The following is a 15,024-nucleotide window of genomic DNA, read 5'->3' as shown; positions in this document are numbered from 1 at the left end:
GGGCGAGCTGATCGGACATCAGGGCCGTACCTCCGGCGACGGCGTGGTGTCGGCGCAGTGGTGCGACTCCTGGTGCGCCCCGACGACCACGATCTGGCCGCGCACGCGCAGCACGTCGACGGGCGTGCGGTACAGCTCGGACAGGTTCTCCGAGGTCATGACCTCGTCCGGGGTGCCGATCCGGAACCGGCCGTTGACCAGGTAGAGCACGCGGTCGACCAGCGGCAGCACGGGGTTGATCTCGTGCGTCACGAACAGCACGGCGGTCCCGGCGGCGCGGCGGCGGGCGTCGATGAGGTCGCTGACCACACGCTGGTGGGCAAGGTCGAGAGACAGCAGCGGCTCGTCGCACAGCAGCAGCTGGGGGTCGCCGACCAGGGCCTGGGCCACCCGGAGCCGCTGCTGCTCACCGCCGGAGAGCAGCCCGACCGGGTGATCCGCGTAGTCGCTGGCGCCGACCTCGGCCAGGGCGGCCTCCACCCGGCGGCGGCGCTCGGCCCGGCCGCGCAGGCCGAGGCCCCAGCGATGCCCGTCGAGGCCGAGGCCGACGAGGTCGCGGCCGCGCAGGGTGAGGTTGGGGTCGATGGACCGCTGCTGCGGGATGTAGCCGATCTTGTGATTGGCCTTGCCGGGCGCGCTGCCGGCGATGGCCACCTCGCCGGCCGACAGCGGCTGCTGGCCCAGCAGGACCCGCAGCATGCTGGTCTTGCCGGAGCCGTTGGGGCCGAGCACGGCCAGGAACTCGCCCGGCCTGATGTCCAGGTCCAGGCCGTCCCACAGGACGCGGCTGCCGTAGTTGAGCCGGGCCCCGCGCATGCGCAGCGCCGCCGCCGGCGCTGGGACCGGGGCGGCGTGGACGAGCGCGTCAGTCGTCACTGCTTCGCGAGCGCTTTCGATAGGGCGTCTACCTCCTTGCCGATCCAACCAACGTAGTCGGTCGTCCCGGCGGGCAGCGTCTCGGTCACGTCCACGAGGGGGATGCCGGCCGTCGCGGCCTTGGCCTTGAGCTGGTTGGTCAGGTCGGTCTCGGTCTGGGCGTTGTTGACCAGGGCGTCGACCTGGCGGTTCTGGATCAGGGCGTTGGTGGCGGCGACGGCGGCGACCGGGATGTCGGTGCCGGCCTCGACCGCCTCCTCGAACTGCTTGGGCGTCGCGTCGGCGACGTTGCCGGCGGTCAGCAGGTAGTTGGCGACGGGCTCGGTCACCACGACCTTCCTGCCGGCCGGGATCTTCGCGATCTGGGCGAGCACGTCGTCGAGCTTGGCGTCGAACGCCTTGGCGTTGGCGTCGAACGCGGCCTTCCTGGACGCGTCGATGCCGCCGAGGTCCTCGGCGACCTTGTCGGCCACCTTCTTCACGGTCGGCAGGTCGTAGAAGACGTGTTCGTTGGTGTCAGCGGCTTTCTGCTTGCCGGAGACGTCGAAGGCCACCACGCTCGGCTTGCCCGCGCCCACGGTCGAGACGGTCTTGGCGAAGAAGTCGTCGTAGCCAATTCCGTTGGACACCAACAACTGCGCGCCGGCCACGGCGGCGGTGTCGGTCGGCTTGATCTCGTAGTCGTGCGGGTCCTTGGTGGGGTCGTCGATGATCGAGGTGACGTTCACGGCGTCGCCGCCGACGGCCTTGACCACGCTGCCCCACACGTCGGTGGAGGCGACGACCTTGATCTTGCCGTCGGCCGGGGCGGCCGCGCCGCTGCCGCACGCCGCGGCGGTCAGCGCCGCCATGGCCAGCACGGCCACACCTGCCCATCGGGAACGGACCGTCATCAGCACACCCCTCGACCGCGTGAAAGATCGTGTAATGGAAACCGTTGTCGAGTGGAGCCTAAGCGAGAAGAGTGATCAACTTCCTCGTTGGAGTGAAAATCGTTATCACCTGGACGGGTGGTTCTCGTGGTCTGAACCAAAGAACCGGCAGGTCGGAGACCTGCCGGTGCCGTGAGGTGTGTTCTTCGCCGCAGTCGGGCGGTTACCGCCTGCGCCAGGCCCCCGTGGCCACGGTCTCCCGACGCTGCCGCAGCGGCACGGTCTCATGGTCGGGCGCGACCTGGACCGGCACGGTGGGGCCATCGGCCCGCCAGCGATCCGAGTGCACGGGCCCGCTGGTGGAGCCGGCGAGCCACCCGGGCCCGACCGGCCGGTTCGGACCGCTCGGGGGCTGCTGCCGACGCACCTGGTGCTTGCCGCGGCCCAACACCAGCAGGAGCACCCACGCGGCCAGCGCGGCCAGCACCCCGCCGACGCTGTTGTTCATGAAGTCCTGGCCGTCGCAGACGCCCAGCTCGAACAGCGCCTGGGTGATCTCGATGCCGGCGCTCACGGACACGCAGCCCATGGCCACCAGCAGCGGCCGCTTGGTGGCCAGCACCCCGAAGAAGCCCAGCGGCATCAGCATCACGAAGTTCAGCAGCGCCCCACCGGCCGAGACGGAAAAGTGGCCAGGAACACAGGCCTGGAGCGGGTCGCCGAGCCGGACCTCACCCCAGTACGGGCGGACCAGGGTCACCGACAGCGCCAGGGCCAGGCTCACGCCGGCCAGCGCCGAGGCAGTCCTGCCCCAGCGGAACAGGTGAGCGGCGAGCAGCGCCAACGCCCCGAGGACGAGGCCGCCGAGCAGCAGGGCCGCGGTGACGTCGGGCCTCGACGTGAGGTAGTCGAAGCCGTCCCGGTAGAGGGTGCGCATATCAGGTCAGACGACGAGCCCCGCCCACCGGTTGTCCGGCACACGTGTGGGGCCCGCCCCGACAACCCGGGCGGGCCCCACACGGCAGTGAAACTTTCAGACTTCCAGGCGGGCGCCGCTCTCCGGGTGGAACAGGTGCACCTCGCTGGTGTCGCGCACGGCGACCTTGACGTTCTGGCCGAAGGCCGGCGGCGTGCGGCCGTCGACGCGGACGATGAAGCGCTCCGGCACACCGCCGATGCGCACCGAGCCGTAGACGTACGCGTCGGCGCCGAGCTCCTCGACGAGCTCGACCGTCAGCTCCATGCCCTCCTCGTCGGCGCCGGCCAGGCGCAACGTCTCGGGACGGACGCCGAAGGTGACCTCCTTGAGGCCCTCGGTCGACGCCTTGTCCAGCGCGGACCGGGTCAGCGGCACGGTCAGACCGTCGAGCAGGGCGCCCTCGGCCGTCAGCGGAACCGTCTTCAGGTTCATCGCCGGCGAGCCGATGAAGCCGGCCACGAACGCGTTGGCCGGACGGTCGTACAGCTCACGCGGGGAGGCGCACTGCTGGAGCAGGCCGTCCTTGAGCACGGCCACCCGGTCGCCCATGGTCATGGCCTCGACCTGGTCGTGCGTGACGTAGATCGTGGTCGTGCCGAGCCGCTGCTGCAGGGCGGCGATGTTGGCCCGGGTCTCGACGCGGAGCTTGGCGTCCAGGTTGGACAGCGGCTCGTCCATCAGGAAGACGCTGGGCTCGCGCACGATGGCGCGGCCCATGGCGACGCGCTGCCGCTGACCACCGGAAAGCGCCTTCGGCTTCCGGTCGAGGTACTTGGTCAGGTCCAGCATCTTGGCCGCCTCGGCGACCTTGTCCTTGATCTCCTGCTTGGACGTGCCGCGCAGCTTGAGCGCGAAGCCCATGTTCTCGGCGACCGTCATGTGCGGGTACAGCGCGTAGGACTGGAACACCATGGCGATGTCGCGGCCCTTCGGCGGCACGTTGGTGACGTCCTTGCCGCCGATCTTGATGGCGCCCTCGTCAACGTCCTCCAGACCGGCGAGCATGCGCAGGGCGGTGGACTTGCCCGAGCCGGACGGCCCGACCAGCACCAGGAACTCACCGTCAGCGACATCGAGTTCCAGCTGGTCGACCGCGCGCACCGGCGGGTTCCCGGCGAACACCCGGGAGGCACTGACGTAGGCGACCTCGGCCATGTGTGGTCCCTTTCACTGCGAAACGTGTGACGACAAAGTAACCCGAGAAAGCGCATCCGTCAGCCCCTCGGCGTACACCGACTACCCACCGTTTCTGAATCGTCACCCCTTGACCGCGCCCGCGGCCAGCCCCGTCACGAGGAAACGCTGTACCAGGTAGAACACCGCGACCGCCGGTATCGACACCAGTATCGACGCGGCGGCCAAATGGCCCCATTCGACGCGGTTCTGTTGCACGAACACCTGGAGCCCGACCGCCAGCGTCTTGGACTCGTCCGAAGCGCTCAGGAACGCCGACGCGAAGGCCACCTCGCCCCAGGCCGTGAGGAACGCGTAGAACGCCGTGACGGCCAGCCCCGGCCGGGCCAGCGGCAGCACCAGCCGCCAGAAGACGCCGAACGGGGACAGCCCGTCGACCCGGCCCGACTCGTCGATGTCGGTCGGAATGGTGTCGAAGTAGCCCTTGAGCATGTACGTGCAGAACGGCACCGAGGTCGTGCAGTAGACGAGCACCAGTCCGATGCCGGTGCCCTGCAGTCCCAGCGACAGCAACACGTTGAACAGCGGCACGATCAACACCGCGAACGGGAACATCTGCGCGATCAGGAAGGACAGCAACAGCTTTCGGCTGCCGGGAAAGCGAAAGCGGCTGACGGCGTAGCCGGTGGTGGCCGACAGGAACACCGCGATCAGGGTGGTCAGCAGCGCGATCTCCACGGAGTTCAGCACCCAGGCCAGGAAGTCGCCCTGCTGCCCGGAAAGCACGTCGCGATAGTTGGCCAACGACGACTCGTCGAACAGCCGGATCGTCGGCGCGACGGCCCGCGCGTCCGGCTTGAACGACGTCACCAGCACCCAGAACACCGGGAACACGGCGATCAGCGACGCCACGGTCAGCGTCGCGTGCAGCGCCACGCTTCGTCCCATGGATCGCTTGCTCCGCAGGGAAACCCGGGCCGTCTGAACCTGGATCGGGAGGGATTCGATGGTCACGCGAACGCCTCCTGACGACGCAGCGCCCGCCGGTAGAAGGCCGCGAACACCAACAGCACGGAGAGGATCAGCACGCCATAGGTGGACGCCACCGCGTAGTCCCGGGAGGCGCCGGAGAAGAAGCGCTCGAACGCGTAGGTGACCAGGATCCGGGTGTTCGGGTTGGCCGCCGGACCCGTCACCAGGTAGATCACCGGGAACATGTTGAAGGTCCAGATGATGCCGAGCAGCACCACGGTGCTGGACACCGAGCGCAGCCCGGGCAGCGTGATGTCCCGGAACCGCTGCCACGGCGTCGCGCCGTCCACCTCGGCCGCCTCGTACAGGTCGGCCGGAATGGACTGGAGGCCGCCGAGCAGCGCCAGCATCATGAACGGCACGCCGACCCAGACGTTGACGATGACCACCGCGACCAGCGCGAGATCGGTCTGCCCCAGCCACACCGGCTGCCCGAGCCCGAGCGCCCCGAGCACCTGGTTGATCACGCCGAACTGGCTGTTGAACATGAACTTCCAGGCGAACGCGCTGATGAACACCGGCACCGCCCACGGCAGGATCAGCAGCACCCGGTACAGCGCGCGGGCCCGCATCGGCCGGTTGAGCAGCAGCGCCAGGCCGAGGCCGACGCCGTAGGTGAGCACGACGCAGGATCCGGTCCAGATGATGGTGCGCAGCAACGTGGACCAGAACGAGCCGAAGCTGGGATCGCCGGACAGCACGTTCAGGTAGTTGCGCAGCCCGACGAAGGAGTAGGTCGCCGGACGGTCGAGCACCGGGTTGGCGATGGTGGACTCGTTGATGTCGGTGAGGGTGAACCAGACGCCTTGGGCCAGCGGGTACAGCACCAGCACCGCGAGGACCACCACGACCGGGGCGACCATCGCGTAGGCGTACCAGTGCCGTTCGATCGAGCGGCGCACGTCAGTTCACCGAGTAGTCGGTGACGACCTGGTCCTTGTAGGCCTTGGCCACCTCGTCCAGCGCCGTCCTGGCGTCCTTCTGCCCGGACAGCACGTAGGCGTAGTCGATCTTGAGCTGGTCGAACAGCTGCGCGCCCGCGGCCACCCACGGCCGGGCGTGCGCCTGCTTGATCGCCGGCTCGAAGGCCGTCACGTTCGGCTGCGACTTCACGTCCGGGCTGTCGTAGGCCGACTTGCGCGTGGGCAGCAGGCCGAGCTGCTTGGAGATGGACACCTGCGACTCGGTCGAGCTCATGCACTGGATGAACTTCGCCGAGGACGCCTTGGCCTTGGTTCCTTGGCGCACAACGTAATCGTGCCCGCCGATGGGTCCGCTGCCCTTGCCCGCGGTGACGCCCGGCAGCACCGCGACGCCGAGGTTGGCCGGGTCCTTGAACGCGTCGCCCTTGAGCAGGTCGACCACCGTCCACGGGCCGTCGATCTCCATCGCGACCTGGCCGGCGGAGAACGCCGCCTTCATGTTGCTGTACGAGTTGGCCTGGTCCAGGGCCGTGGTCGCGGCCTTGGCGTCCAGCAGGCCCTTGGCGGTCTGCAGCGCCTGGACGTTCTGCGGCGAGTTCACGACGATCTTCTTGTTCTGCACGTCGAGCAGGTCGCCGCCGGCGCCGTAGATGAAGGGCAGCGCGTAGTAGGCGTCGTTGTTGAGGAAGATCGCGTTGGCCCCGCCCAGTTTCGGCGCGTCGGCCTTGAGCTCGTCCCAGGTGGCCGGCGGCTGCACGCCCGCGTCGGCCAGCATCTTCTTGTTGTACAGCAAGGCAAGCGTGTCGGTGACCTGCGGAACGGCGTAGGTCTTCCCGTTGTACTTGGTCGATCCCAGCGGCCCGTCGAGGAAGTCGGAGGTGTCCTTGGCCGCGTCGCTGTCGGACAGGTCGGTGATCAGTCCGTTCTGGGCCAGCTGGGCCACCCAGCCCACGTCCGAACGCAGCACGTCCGGGCCCTGCCCGCCCTGCGCGGCCGTCTTGTAGTTGGCCAGCGCCTGGTCGAAGGACACCTGCTGCACGTCGACGGTGTAGCCGCCCTTGGTCGCGCAGCCCTTGGCCACCTGGTCGAACACGGGATGCTCATTGGGTCCGCTGGTGTCCCAGAAGACGACCTTGCCGGAGTCCGCGCCAGTGGCGCCGCCTCCGCCGCCACAGGCCGTGAGTAACAGCGCTCCGGCGATCACGAGAGCAGTGCGTCGCATGGTAACCGTCCGTTCCCCGTTGCTTACCCTGCAAAGTTTTGCCGCGGATTTCACCGGTGTGACCGAAGGCCGGGCAAGACAACGGCCGTAACCGCACCGTAATGGCCCAGTGACCGGGCGCGGTCGTTGCAAAAGCTTTCCGCCCCGGGCAGGCTTCCCCCGACATTCCGATACCGAGGAGGGCGCGGGTGCCCGGTCTGGCCGAGATCGCGAAGATCGCGGGCGTCAGCGTCTCCACCGTGAGCCGGGTCCTCAACCGTCGGGCCGGCGTGAACGAGGACACCCGGCAACGGGTGCTGGCCGCCCTCTCGGACCTGCCGTACTCGCCGCGCGGCCTGGGGGCGTTGCAGCGCACCGGCGTGATCGGCCTGCTGCTGCCGGAGCTGTCCAACCCGGTGTTCCCGGCGTTCGCCGAGGCGTTGGAGACCAGGGCCACCGCCGCCGGCTACTCCTCCCTGCTGTGCAACACGCGGTCGGCCGGCCTGCGCGAGGAGGAGTACGTGCGCATGGTGCTGGCCCGCGGCGTGGAGGGGATGATCTTCGTGTCGCCGGCCATCACCAACGCCCCACCGGGCGAGGCGCCGGAGGCCGGCTACTACACCCGCCTCGTCGCCGACGGCGTGCGCATGGTGTTCATCAACGGCGCCACTCCGGCCCTGGACGTCGCCGACATCGGCGTGGACGAGCAGCTGGCCGGCTACCTCGCGACCTCGCACCTGATCGCGCTGGGACACACCAGGATCGGCTTTGTCAGCGGACCCGCCCGAGCTCTGCCGTCACGACTCAAGCGCGCCGGCTGGGCCGCGGCGTTGGAGGAGAACGGCCATCCCGCGCCGGCCGAGCTCGTCGCCCACGGCCCGTTCGAACCCTCCGGCGGGGCCGCCGCGCTGGGGCACCTGCTCGACACGGTCGCGCCGACGGCGGTGATCTGCTCGTCGGACCAGATGGCGATTGGGGCGCTGCGGGAGGCCGCGCGGCGGGGCCTTCGCGTGCCGGCGCAACTCTCCGTGGTCGGCTTCGACGACATCCCGTTCGCCCGACACTGCACCCCCGCGCTGACAACTGTGGCGCAGCCCATCAGTGAGATGTCGGCCGCAGCCGTGGACGAGCTCGTCCAGCGATTGGAGCCCGATTCCCGACGGGAGACGGCGGCCTCGCACACCCGCCTGTTTCGGCCCAAACTGGTGGTCAGGGAGTCGACAGGACCGATTCCGAGGGTGTGAATTGGTCTACACCAAGCTGACTTAACGCGAAAGACCTGTTGACATGCCGGGATAGTGCTTCAGGGGGACACGGGTGCCGCCGGCTTCACGAATTGGTTCTTGACCGTTACGGTCACTCCATGGCGCGGTCAATGCATGTGCGACGGCCGGCGACGTTGGCATCTCTTGCCGCTGAGCTGGGCGTTTCGCGGACAACGGTGTCCAACGCATACAACCGGCCCGACCAGCTCTCGCCTGAGCTGCGCCGGCGGGTGTTGGAGACGGCACGAAGGCTGGGCTATCCCGGTCCGGACCCGGTCGCGAGGTCGCTGCGGACCCGCAAGGCGGGCGCGGTGGGGCTGCTGCTGACCGAGAACTTGTCCTACGCGTTCCGTGACCCGGCCGCGGTCGGTTTCCTGGAGGGTCTCGCGCTCGCGTGCGAGGACGCCAGCCAGGGCCTGCTGCTGGTGCCGGCCAATCCCGAACGTGAGGACGTGGCCGCGGTGCACCGGGCCGGCGTCGACGGCTTCGTGGTGTATTCGGTGCCCGACGACGACCCGCACCTGGCGGCCGTGTTGGAGCGGCCGGTGCCCACCGTGGTCTGCGACCAGCCCGAGCTGGACACCGTGGACCGGGTCGGCATCGACGACCGGGCCGCGATCACCCAGATCGCCAGCCACCTCATCGAGCTGGGCCACCGCCGGGTCGGCGTGATCTGCATGCGGTTGGCGCGGGACCGCAACGACGGCTTCGTCAACGTCGACCGCCAGCACACCGCCCACTTCCACGTGCAGCGGGCGCGGCTGGAGGCGCTTGCCACGGCCTTCACCTCGGCCAATGTGGACTGGACGTCCATTCCCGTTGTCGAGCGCTTCGACCACAGCATCGCCTCCGGCGCCTCCGCCGCGGCCCAGCTGCTGGACCGGGACCCCCAGGTCACGGCGTTGATCTGCACCTCGGACATCTTGGCCCTCGGCGCACTGGGCGAGGCTCGCCGGCGGGGTCTGCGCGTGCCGCAGGACCTCACCATCACCGGCTTCGACGGCATCACCGAGAGCGAGCGGGCCGGGCTCACCACCGTGCGCCAGCCCGTGATGGAGAAGGGCCGCGCCGCCGGCAAGCTGCTGGTCAACGCGGCCGACCACAACCGGCCGCGGACCGTGACCTTGTCCACCGAGCTGGTCATCGGCACCACCTCCGCGCCGCCTCGCATCACCGAGGAGCGCTGGTTCGGCCCGTGATGTGCGCGTAGAAACGGCCCCCACCTTCGCGCGGAAGGCGGGGGCCGTTTTCTGTGTGATTACGGCTCAGATGCCGCTGATCGGCAGGCGCGGCGCGTGACCGAGCACGCCACCCAGAACGTCCGCCGTGTTGGGAACGCCCGGCACGATGGTGCGGGCGGAGTCGTCGGCCGGCATGGTGGTGGTGAAGCCCGGGCCGAGGGCCGGGACGCCGTGGATGCCGCTCAGCGTGGCGCCGGGAACGGCCGGCAGGCCCAGGGGCAGCTTCGGCAGGGCGGAGCCGAGGACCGGCAGGTCGCGCTGCGTGCCGCCGACCAGCGGCAGGTGCACCGGCAGGGCCGGGATGCCCGGCAGCTCACGGCCGGCGACGGAGCCCAGCGGCGTGCTGGACAGCAGGCCGGCGAGCGGGGTGCTGGCGATCAGGCCCGTGATCATGCCCAGGGACTCCAGACCCGGCAGCGGCAGCGCGCGCTGCGTGCCACCCAGCAGCGGCAGGGCGGGGAGGGCCGGCAGGCCCGGCAGCTCACGCTCGGCGGCGACGCCACCCAGCAGGCCACCCACCGGCAGCGCGGACAGCAGGTTCAGACCCGGCAGCTCACGACCGACCGGCAGGCCGCCACCCAGCAGGCCACTGATCGGCAGCGCCGACAGCAGGCTCGGGCCCGGCAGGTCGCGCTCGGTACCAGCAACACCCAGCAGGCCGTTGACCGGCAGCGCGGACAGCAGATCCGTGCCCGGCAGCGAACGACCGACCGGCAGGCCACCGCCCAGCAGGCCACTGATCGGCAACGCCGACAGCAGGCTCAAACCCGGCAGGTCGCGCTGCGTGCCACCCAGCAGGCCACCCACGGGCAGCGTGCCGACCAGGTCCATACCCGGCAGCGAACGACCGACCGGAAGACCGCCACCCAGCAGACCGTTGACCGGCAGCACGGACAGCAGGCTCAGACCCGGCAGCTCACGACCGACCGGCAGGCCGCCACCCAGCAGGCCACTGATCGGCAGCGCCGACAGCAGGCTCAGACCGGGCAGGTCGCGCTGCTGGCCACCCAGCAGACCGTTCACCGGCAGCGCCGACAGCAGGCTCAGACCCGGCAGCGAACGACCGACCGGCACGCCCGGCAGGTTCAGCGGCAGCTTGGGCAGACCCGGCAGGTCACGCTCGGCGGCGACGCCGCCCAGCAGGCCGCCCACGGGCAGGGCGCCCAGCAGGTCGGTGCCCGGCAGCGAACGCTGGTCGTCGCCCATGGCGGGCAGGCTCGGCAGCGCGATCGGGCCCTCGGCCTGGGTCAGGCTGGCCAGGTTGGACACGTCCGGCACCTGGGCCAGGTTGTGCAGCCCACCGGTCGGCACCACGCCGCTGTAGGTGAAGTTGGGCAGCGAGCGCGAGGTGGTCAGGTTCGGCACCAGCGCGATCGGCAGGCCCGAGCCCACACCCGGCACCTTGGGCAGCATCTGGAGCTGCGGCAGGCCGGAGATCATGGCGTGGCTGGGGTCGATGGCCCGCTGCTGGTCGCCGAGGCCGGGCAGCGCCGACAGGCCGGGCAGGCCCGGGTGGGCCAGGTCCTGGCCGTTGAGCTGCACGTTGCTCAGGGACAGGCCGCCGTCGCCGAGGCCGCTCGGAAGGTCGCGCTGCGACTGGCCGATCGGGGCCGTCGGAAGCTCGATCTGCGAGGTGTCGGGCAGTGGGGGCAGGCCCTTGTGGCCGATCAGGTCGGCCAGCCGCAGCACGGTGTCCGCGGCGCCGGTCGGGTCGGGGGTCGAGACGGGCGCGGCGGCGGCATTGCCGGCGCTCATGGCCAGCACGCTGCCGGCGAGCAGAGCCACCGGAATTCCGCGCCTCATCCAGGTACGCATGGGGAATGTTCTCCTTGTTGATTTCCCGGGTCACGGGAGAAGGCGGGTGATCCCTCGAAAAACCGATTCGGGGCAGGGATCACCCAATAAAGGGGGAGTGAAGAAAAAATGGACTGCTGACCGGTCGCCGGGCGCGGCGAATCGGTCGGGAGAGGTGAATCAGTCGGGGGTGATGCCGGGCTGACGTCGCGCGGTCATCGGCACGCAGCGCGAAGACGCGCTCGTGAACAGGACGGGAGCGGCCGCGGGCACGACGGAGGATCCGTCGTGCAGGGCCATGCCGCTGCCGCTGCCGGTCGGGCCGTCGTGGCCGCAGGCGCCGCCGGGCAGAGCCCCGAACGGCAGAACCTCGGACTTGGGCGTGCCGTCCGGACGAAGGGGGCTGACCGGCGCGCTCAGGCCGGCCTGCGGGTGCGCCGCGACCATCTCGGTCGGGCGCTCGGCCCGGCTGACAACCGGGACCGATTCGGCCGCCTCGGCGGCCGACACGGCGTGAACCGGAACATAGGTCCTGGTCACGACCTCGCCGGCGACCGGCTCATCGGAACGCGAACCGGCGAACTCGCCGAGCCGCTGCTCGACCAGAATCACCGGGGCGACCAGGTGCGGCACCGGAACGTCGATGGCCGGCACCGAGGGCGCGGCCGCCGGCAGCGCCTGCGCGGCCAGCCGGGCGTCCTGCCCGATGAGGGCCGTGTGCTCGACGGAGGTGTCGACGACGTCGCCGGCCGTGGACAACAGGGTGGAGACCGGGGTCGGCTCGGCGGCCGAAGCCGTCGCCGAGGAGAGCAGCCAGGCCAGCGCGGTGCCGGCGAGCACGCCGCCGATCAGGACGAGCGCACGCAGCAGCAGCGACCGGAAACGGTCTGCCACCTCTGCCTGCTCGTCCAACACCGGAAACGGATCCTCTCGAACGACTTCCCGTGGATCCACACCGTACTGGATTGACGTTGGGAATTACCGCTCTGGCCGTTACACCTTCGGGTTAATCAGGTGAGCTTGAACGGCGTCGGCTTACTCGTGAGGTTTCCCAGCTTTCCGACCACCACGTAATCGCCGACCGGCAGCAGCGCCCCGCTCGGCGCGCAGTTCGGCGACGAGGTGCGGCCGGCCCAGGCGATGCTGAAGGTGGCCTGCTCGCCGGGCTGGAGCAGTCGGACGTCGGCGGGCTGCTGGTAGTAGCAGTCGGAGCTGGACCACAGCCGGGTGTTGCCGTCGGCCGTCAGCACGATCAGCTCTCGCAGCTGCCGGGTGACGTCCCGCTTGCACGCGACCGGCCCGGAGTTGGTGACCACCAGCGTGAGCAGCGGCGCTTGGCCGACGCGGTAGGCGGCCTGCGCGATTCGGCCCTCGACCGTGACGGACGTGTCCGGGCACGGGCCCGGCGGAGGCGGCGGTGGCGGCGGGCCCGTCGTGGTGGTCGGCGTCGGCACGGGCGAGGCCGATGACGACGAGGACGCCCCGGCCGCCGCGATCGTGCCACTGGTCGGTGGCGAGGACGTGAGCCGCTTGCTGGAGGTGGGGACCACGCCCTGCTTGTTGGCCACGCCCTGCGGGTCGGCCTGCGAGCCGCGGCCGAGCAGGCTTGAGATGACCACCGCGAGCAGCACGACCACCAGGACCGAGCAGACCAGCGCGATCACCCGGCGGCGCCAGTACACCGACGGTTCGAGCGGACCGGATGGCTCGATCATGCACCGACGGTAACGCCGCCGACACCGTCGGCCAGGGATTGTGGCGGTCACCCAATCCGGTTGTGTCCTTGCTCAAGACCCCTTGTCAGAGGTCACCCGACCAGGTGCCATAGACGTAGACACAGGGAGGTGCGACATGACCGCCATCGACGAGTTGCTCGACCGCAATGCCGCACTGGTCGACCGGACCCGCGGCGACCGGTCCTCGGCCAGTCCATCCATGCACATCGCCGTGCTCACGTGCATGGACGCCCGTATCCGGGTGTTCGAGATCTTCGGCCTGCAACAGGGCGAGGCGCACGTGCTGCGCAACGGCGGCGGTGTGGTGACCGACGACGTGATCCGGTCGCTGGCGCTGAGCCAGCGCAAGCTCGGCACGCGGGAGATCATGGTCGTCCAGCACACCTCGTGCGGGCTGTCGATGACCACCGACGAGGAGTTCAAGGACGAGCTGGAGGCCGACACCGGTCTGCGCCCGACCTGGGCCGTCGAGGCCTTCCGTGAGGTCAAGGACAGCGTGCGGACCTCCATGGCCCGGCTGCGGCACAGCGCCTTCCTGCCGTACACCGACAACATCCGCGGCTTCGTCTACGACGTGCACAACGGTGCCCTGCACGAGGTGTTGTCACCCGGCCAGGGATAATCGGGGGCGATGCTTGCCGCCGACACACTGCTGAGCTGGTTCGACCGGACCGCGCGGGATCTGCCGTGGCGGCGGCCCGAGTGCACCGCCTGGGGCGTGCTGGTCAGCGAGATCATGCTCCAGCAGACCCCCGTTGCCCGGGTCGAGCCCATCTGGCACGAGTGGATGGCGCGCTGGCCCGTGCCCTCGGCGCTGGCCGCCGCCAGCCAGGGCGATGTCGTGCGGGCGTGGGGCAAGCTCGGATATCCGCGCCGGGCCCTACGCCTGCACGAGGCCGCCTCCGCCATCGCCTTGCAGCACAACGATGTCGTGCCGTCCGACGTCGACACCCTCCTGGCCCTGCCCGGCATCGGCGCCTACACAGCCCGTGCCGTCGCCGCCTTCGCCTACGGGCAGCGTTGTCCCGTCGTCGACACCAACGTCCGCCGTGTCGTCGCCCGTGCCGTCCATGGCGCCGGCGATGCCGGTCCCCCCTCCACCACCCGCGACATGGCCGACGTCGCCGCCTTGCTGCCGTCCGTCGACTCCGTCGCCGCTCGCTACTCCGCCGCCCTCATGGAGCTCGGCGCCCTCGTCTGCACCGCCCGTGCCCCCCGCTGCGCCGACTGCCCCGTCTTCGACACCTGCGCCTGGCAGCTCGCCGGCCGGCCCGCCTACAACGGCCCGGCCAAGGCCGTCCAGAAGTTCGCCGGCACCGACCGCCAGGTCCGCGGCCGCCTTCTCGACGTCCTCCGCGGCTCCCCCGGCCCCGTCGCCCGCCCCCTCCTCGACGCCGCTTGGTCCGACTCCTCCCAGCGCGACCGCTGCCTCGACTCCCTCCTCGTCGACGGCCTCATCGAGCAGACCGACTCCGGCCTCTTCGCCCTCCCGGGTGAGCACTGACCCCACCTGTGGACAACCCCCGAGTTGTCCACAGCCACCCCCGTTTCAAGATCATCCGGCGTTTACGCAGGTAGAATGGGCTTGGGGTCGCCCCCCTGGGTTGGTGGTTTCTAGCGGTCGTTGCAACACCTGAGTGATCAGGAGACGCAACGATGACCAGACGACACCGTGACCGGATCCCCGAGGGCATGACCCGGGACCCGGCCCGGCGTGGCCTACGCCTGGAAGAAGAACGCGCGGCTTACTTTGCGCTGATGGACCAGGGTGTGGGCAGCCGGGAAGCCGCCCGGCGGGTCGGGATCAACTACCGCACCGCGAAGTACTGGCAGGCCGCGGCGAAAGCCGCCGCCACGACACCGCCACCGGCGCAGCCGGTGACGATCTCCACCCGCTACCTGAGTCTGGACGAGCGGATCGTGATCGCCGACCGGGTCCGCCAACCCGGGGTGTCACTGCGCGAGATCGCC

Annotated in this window: 14 protein-coding genes and 1 pseudogene; 5 read left to right on the top strand and 10 right to left on the bottom strand. The window is 70.1% G+C overall.

Translation table 11 applies throughout. The features are described from left to right. Nucleotides 1-18: 18 nt before the first annotated feature. The 7 genes from AB0M73_RS08570 to AB0M73_RS08540 form a co-directional block, all read right to left on the bottom strand. Entirely contained in the window at nucleotides 19-816 is a 798-nt protein-coding gene (locus AB0M73_RS08570) for a metal ABC transporter ATP-binding protein (protein WP_363889146.1), read from the bottom strand. A gap of 56 nt (nucleotides 817-872) precedes the next feature. Next, entirely contained in the window at nucleotides 873-1,769 is an 897-nt protein-coding gene (locus tag AB0M73_RS08565) for a zinc ABC transporter substrate-binding protein (protein ID WP_363888618.1), read from the bottom strand. Nucleotides 1,770-1,971: 202 nt separating this feature from the next. Beyond that, complete coding sequence (locus tag AB0M73_RS08560; RefSeq protein ID WP_363888615.1) at nucleotides 1,972-2,685, bottom strand: VanZ family protein; 714 nt, start codon at nucleotides 2,683-2,685, stop codon at nucleotides 1,972-1,974. Between the two features lie 96 nt (nucleotides 2,686-2,781). Further along, entirely contained in the window at nucleotides 2,782-3,882 is a 1,101-nt protein-coding gene (gene ugpC, locus AB0M73_RS08555; RefSeq protein WP_043719883.1) for a sn-glycerol-3-phosphate ABC transporter ATP-binding protein UgpC, read from the bottom strand. A gap of 102 nt (nucleotides 3,883-3,984) precedes the next feature. Beyond that, nucleotides 3,985-4,809: a carbohydrate ABC transporter permease gene (locus tag AB0M73_RS08550; protein ID WP_084581291.1), complete on the bottom strand. Its 825-nt coding sequence runs from the start codon at nucleotides 4,807-4,809 to the stop codon at nucleotides 3,985-3,987. A gap of 62 nt (nucleotides 4,810-4,871) precedes the next feature. Then, nucleotides 4,872-5,756 (bottom strand): sugar ABC transporter permease, encoded by an 885-nt coding sequence (locus AB0M73_RS08545; protein WP_363889144.1) that lies wholly within the window; start codon nucleotides 5,754-5,756, stop codon nucleotides 4,872-4,874. A 40-nt stretch (nucleotides 5,757-5,796) separates the two neighbouring features. Beyond that, nucleotides 5,797-7,038, bottom strand: coding sequence for an extracellular solute-binding protein (locus AB0M73_RS08540; protein WP_363888611.1), 1,242 nt, complete (start codon nucleotides 7,036-7,038; stop codon nucleotides 5,797-5,799). A 188-nt stretch (nucleotides 7,039-7,226) separates the two neighbouring features. Here AB0M73_RS08540 and AB0M73_RS08535 point away from each other — a divergent pair, with 188 nt between their 5' ends. Next, complete coding sequence (locus AB0M73_RS08535) at nucleotides 7,227-8,261, top strand: LacI family DNA-binding transcriptional regulator (RefSeq protein WP_363888608.1); 1,035 nt, start codon at nucleotides 7,227-7,229, stop codon at nucleotides 8,259-8,261. A 119-nt stretch (nucleotides 8,262-8,380) separates the two neighbouring features. Then, on the top strand, nucleotides 8,381-9,481 hold the full coding sequence (locus tag AB0M73_RS08530) for a LacI family DNA-binding transcriptional regulator (protein ID WP_363888606.1): 1,101 nt from the start codon (nucleotides 8,381-8,383) through the stop codon (nucleotides 9,479-9,481). Between the two features lie 66 nt (nucleotides 9,482-9,547). On the opposite strand, the gene AB0M73_RS08525 is transcribed toward AB0M73_RS08530, so the two are convergent. The 3 genes from AB0M73_RS08525 to AB0M73_RS08515 form a co-directional block, all read right to left on the bottom strand. Next, nucleotides 9,548-11,338, bottom strand: a complete 1,791-nt coding sequence (locus tag AB0M73_RS08525; protein WP_363888603.1) for a hypothetical protein — start codon at nucleotides 11,336-11,338, stop codon at nucleotides 9,548-9,550. 159 nt (nucleotides 11,339-11,497) lie between these two features. Beyond that, nucleotides 11,498-12,211, bottom strand: a complete 714-nt coding sequence (locus AB0M73_RS08520; protein ID WP_363888602.1) for a hypothetical protein — start codon at nucleotides 12,209-12,211, stop codon at nucleotides 11,498-11,500. A 116-nt stretch (nucleotides 12,212-12,327) separates the two neighbouring features. Then, nucleotides 12,328-13,032 (bottom strand): hypothetical protein, encoded by a 705-nt coding sequence (locus AB0M73_RS08515; protein ID WP_363888600.1) that lies wholly within the window; start codon nucleotides 13,030-13,032, stop codon nucleotides 12,328-12,330. Nucleotides 13,033-13,168: 136 nt separating this feature from the next. Between AB0M73_RS08515 and AB0M73_RS08510 the strand changes: the two genes are divergently transcribed. The 3 genes and pseudogenes from AB0M73_RS08510 to AB0M73_RS08500 form a co-directional block, all read left to right on the top strand. Continuing rightward, a complete protein-coding gene (locus AB0M73_RS08510; RefSeq protein ID WP_363888598.1) occupies nucleotides 13,169-13,675 on the top strand; it encodes a carbonic anhydrase in 507 nt (168 codons plus the stop codon). Nucleotides 13,676-13,684: 9 nt separating this feature from the next. Continuing rightward, nucleotides 13,685-14,557, top strand: a complete 873-nt coding sequence (locus tag AB0M73_RS08505; RefSeq protein ID WP_363888596.1) for an A/G-specific adenine glycosylase — start codon at nucleotides 13,685-13,687, stop codon at nucleotides 14,555-14,557. Between the two features lie 152 nt (nucleotides 14,558-14,709). Beyond that, a pseudogene (locus AB0M73_RS08500) lies at nucleotides 14,710-15,024 on the top strand (hypothetical protein); the annotation flags it as partial.

This window comes from Kutzneria sp. NPDC051319 (assembly GCF_040682195.1).
GTDB lineage: Bacteria > Actinomycetota > Actinomycetes > Mycobacteriales > Pseudonocardiaceae > Kutzneria.
The sequence above is the reverse complement of the archived record's forward strand: the minus strand, read 5'-3'. Positions and strand labels throughout refer to the sequence as shown.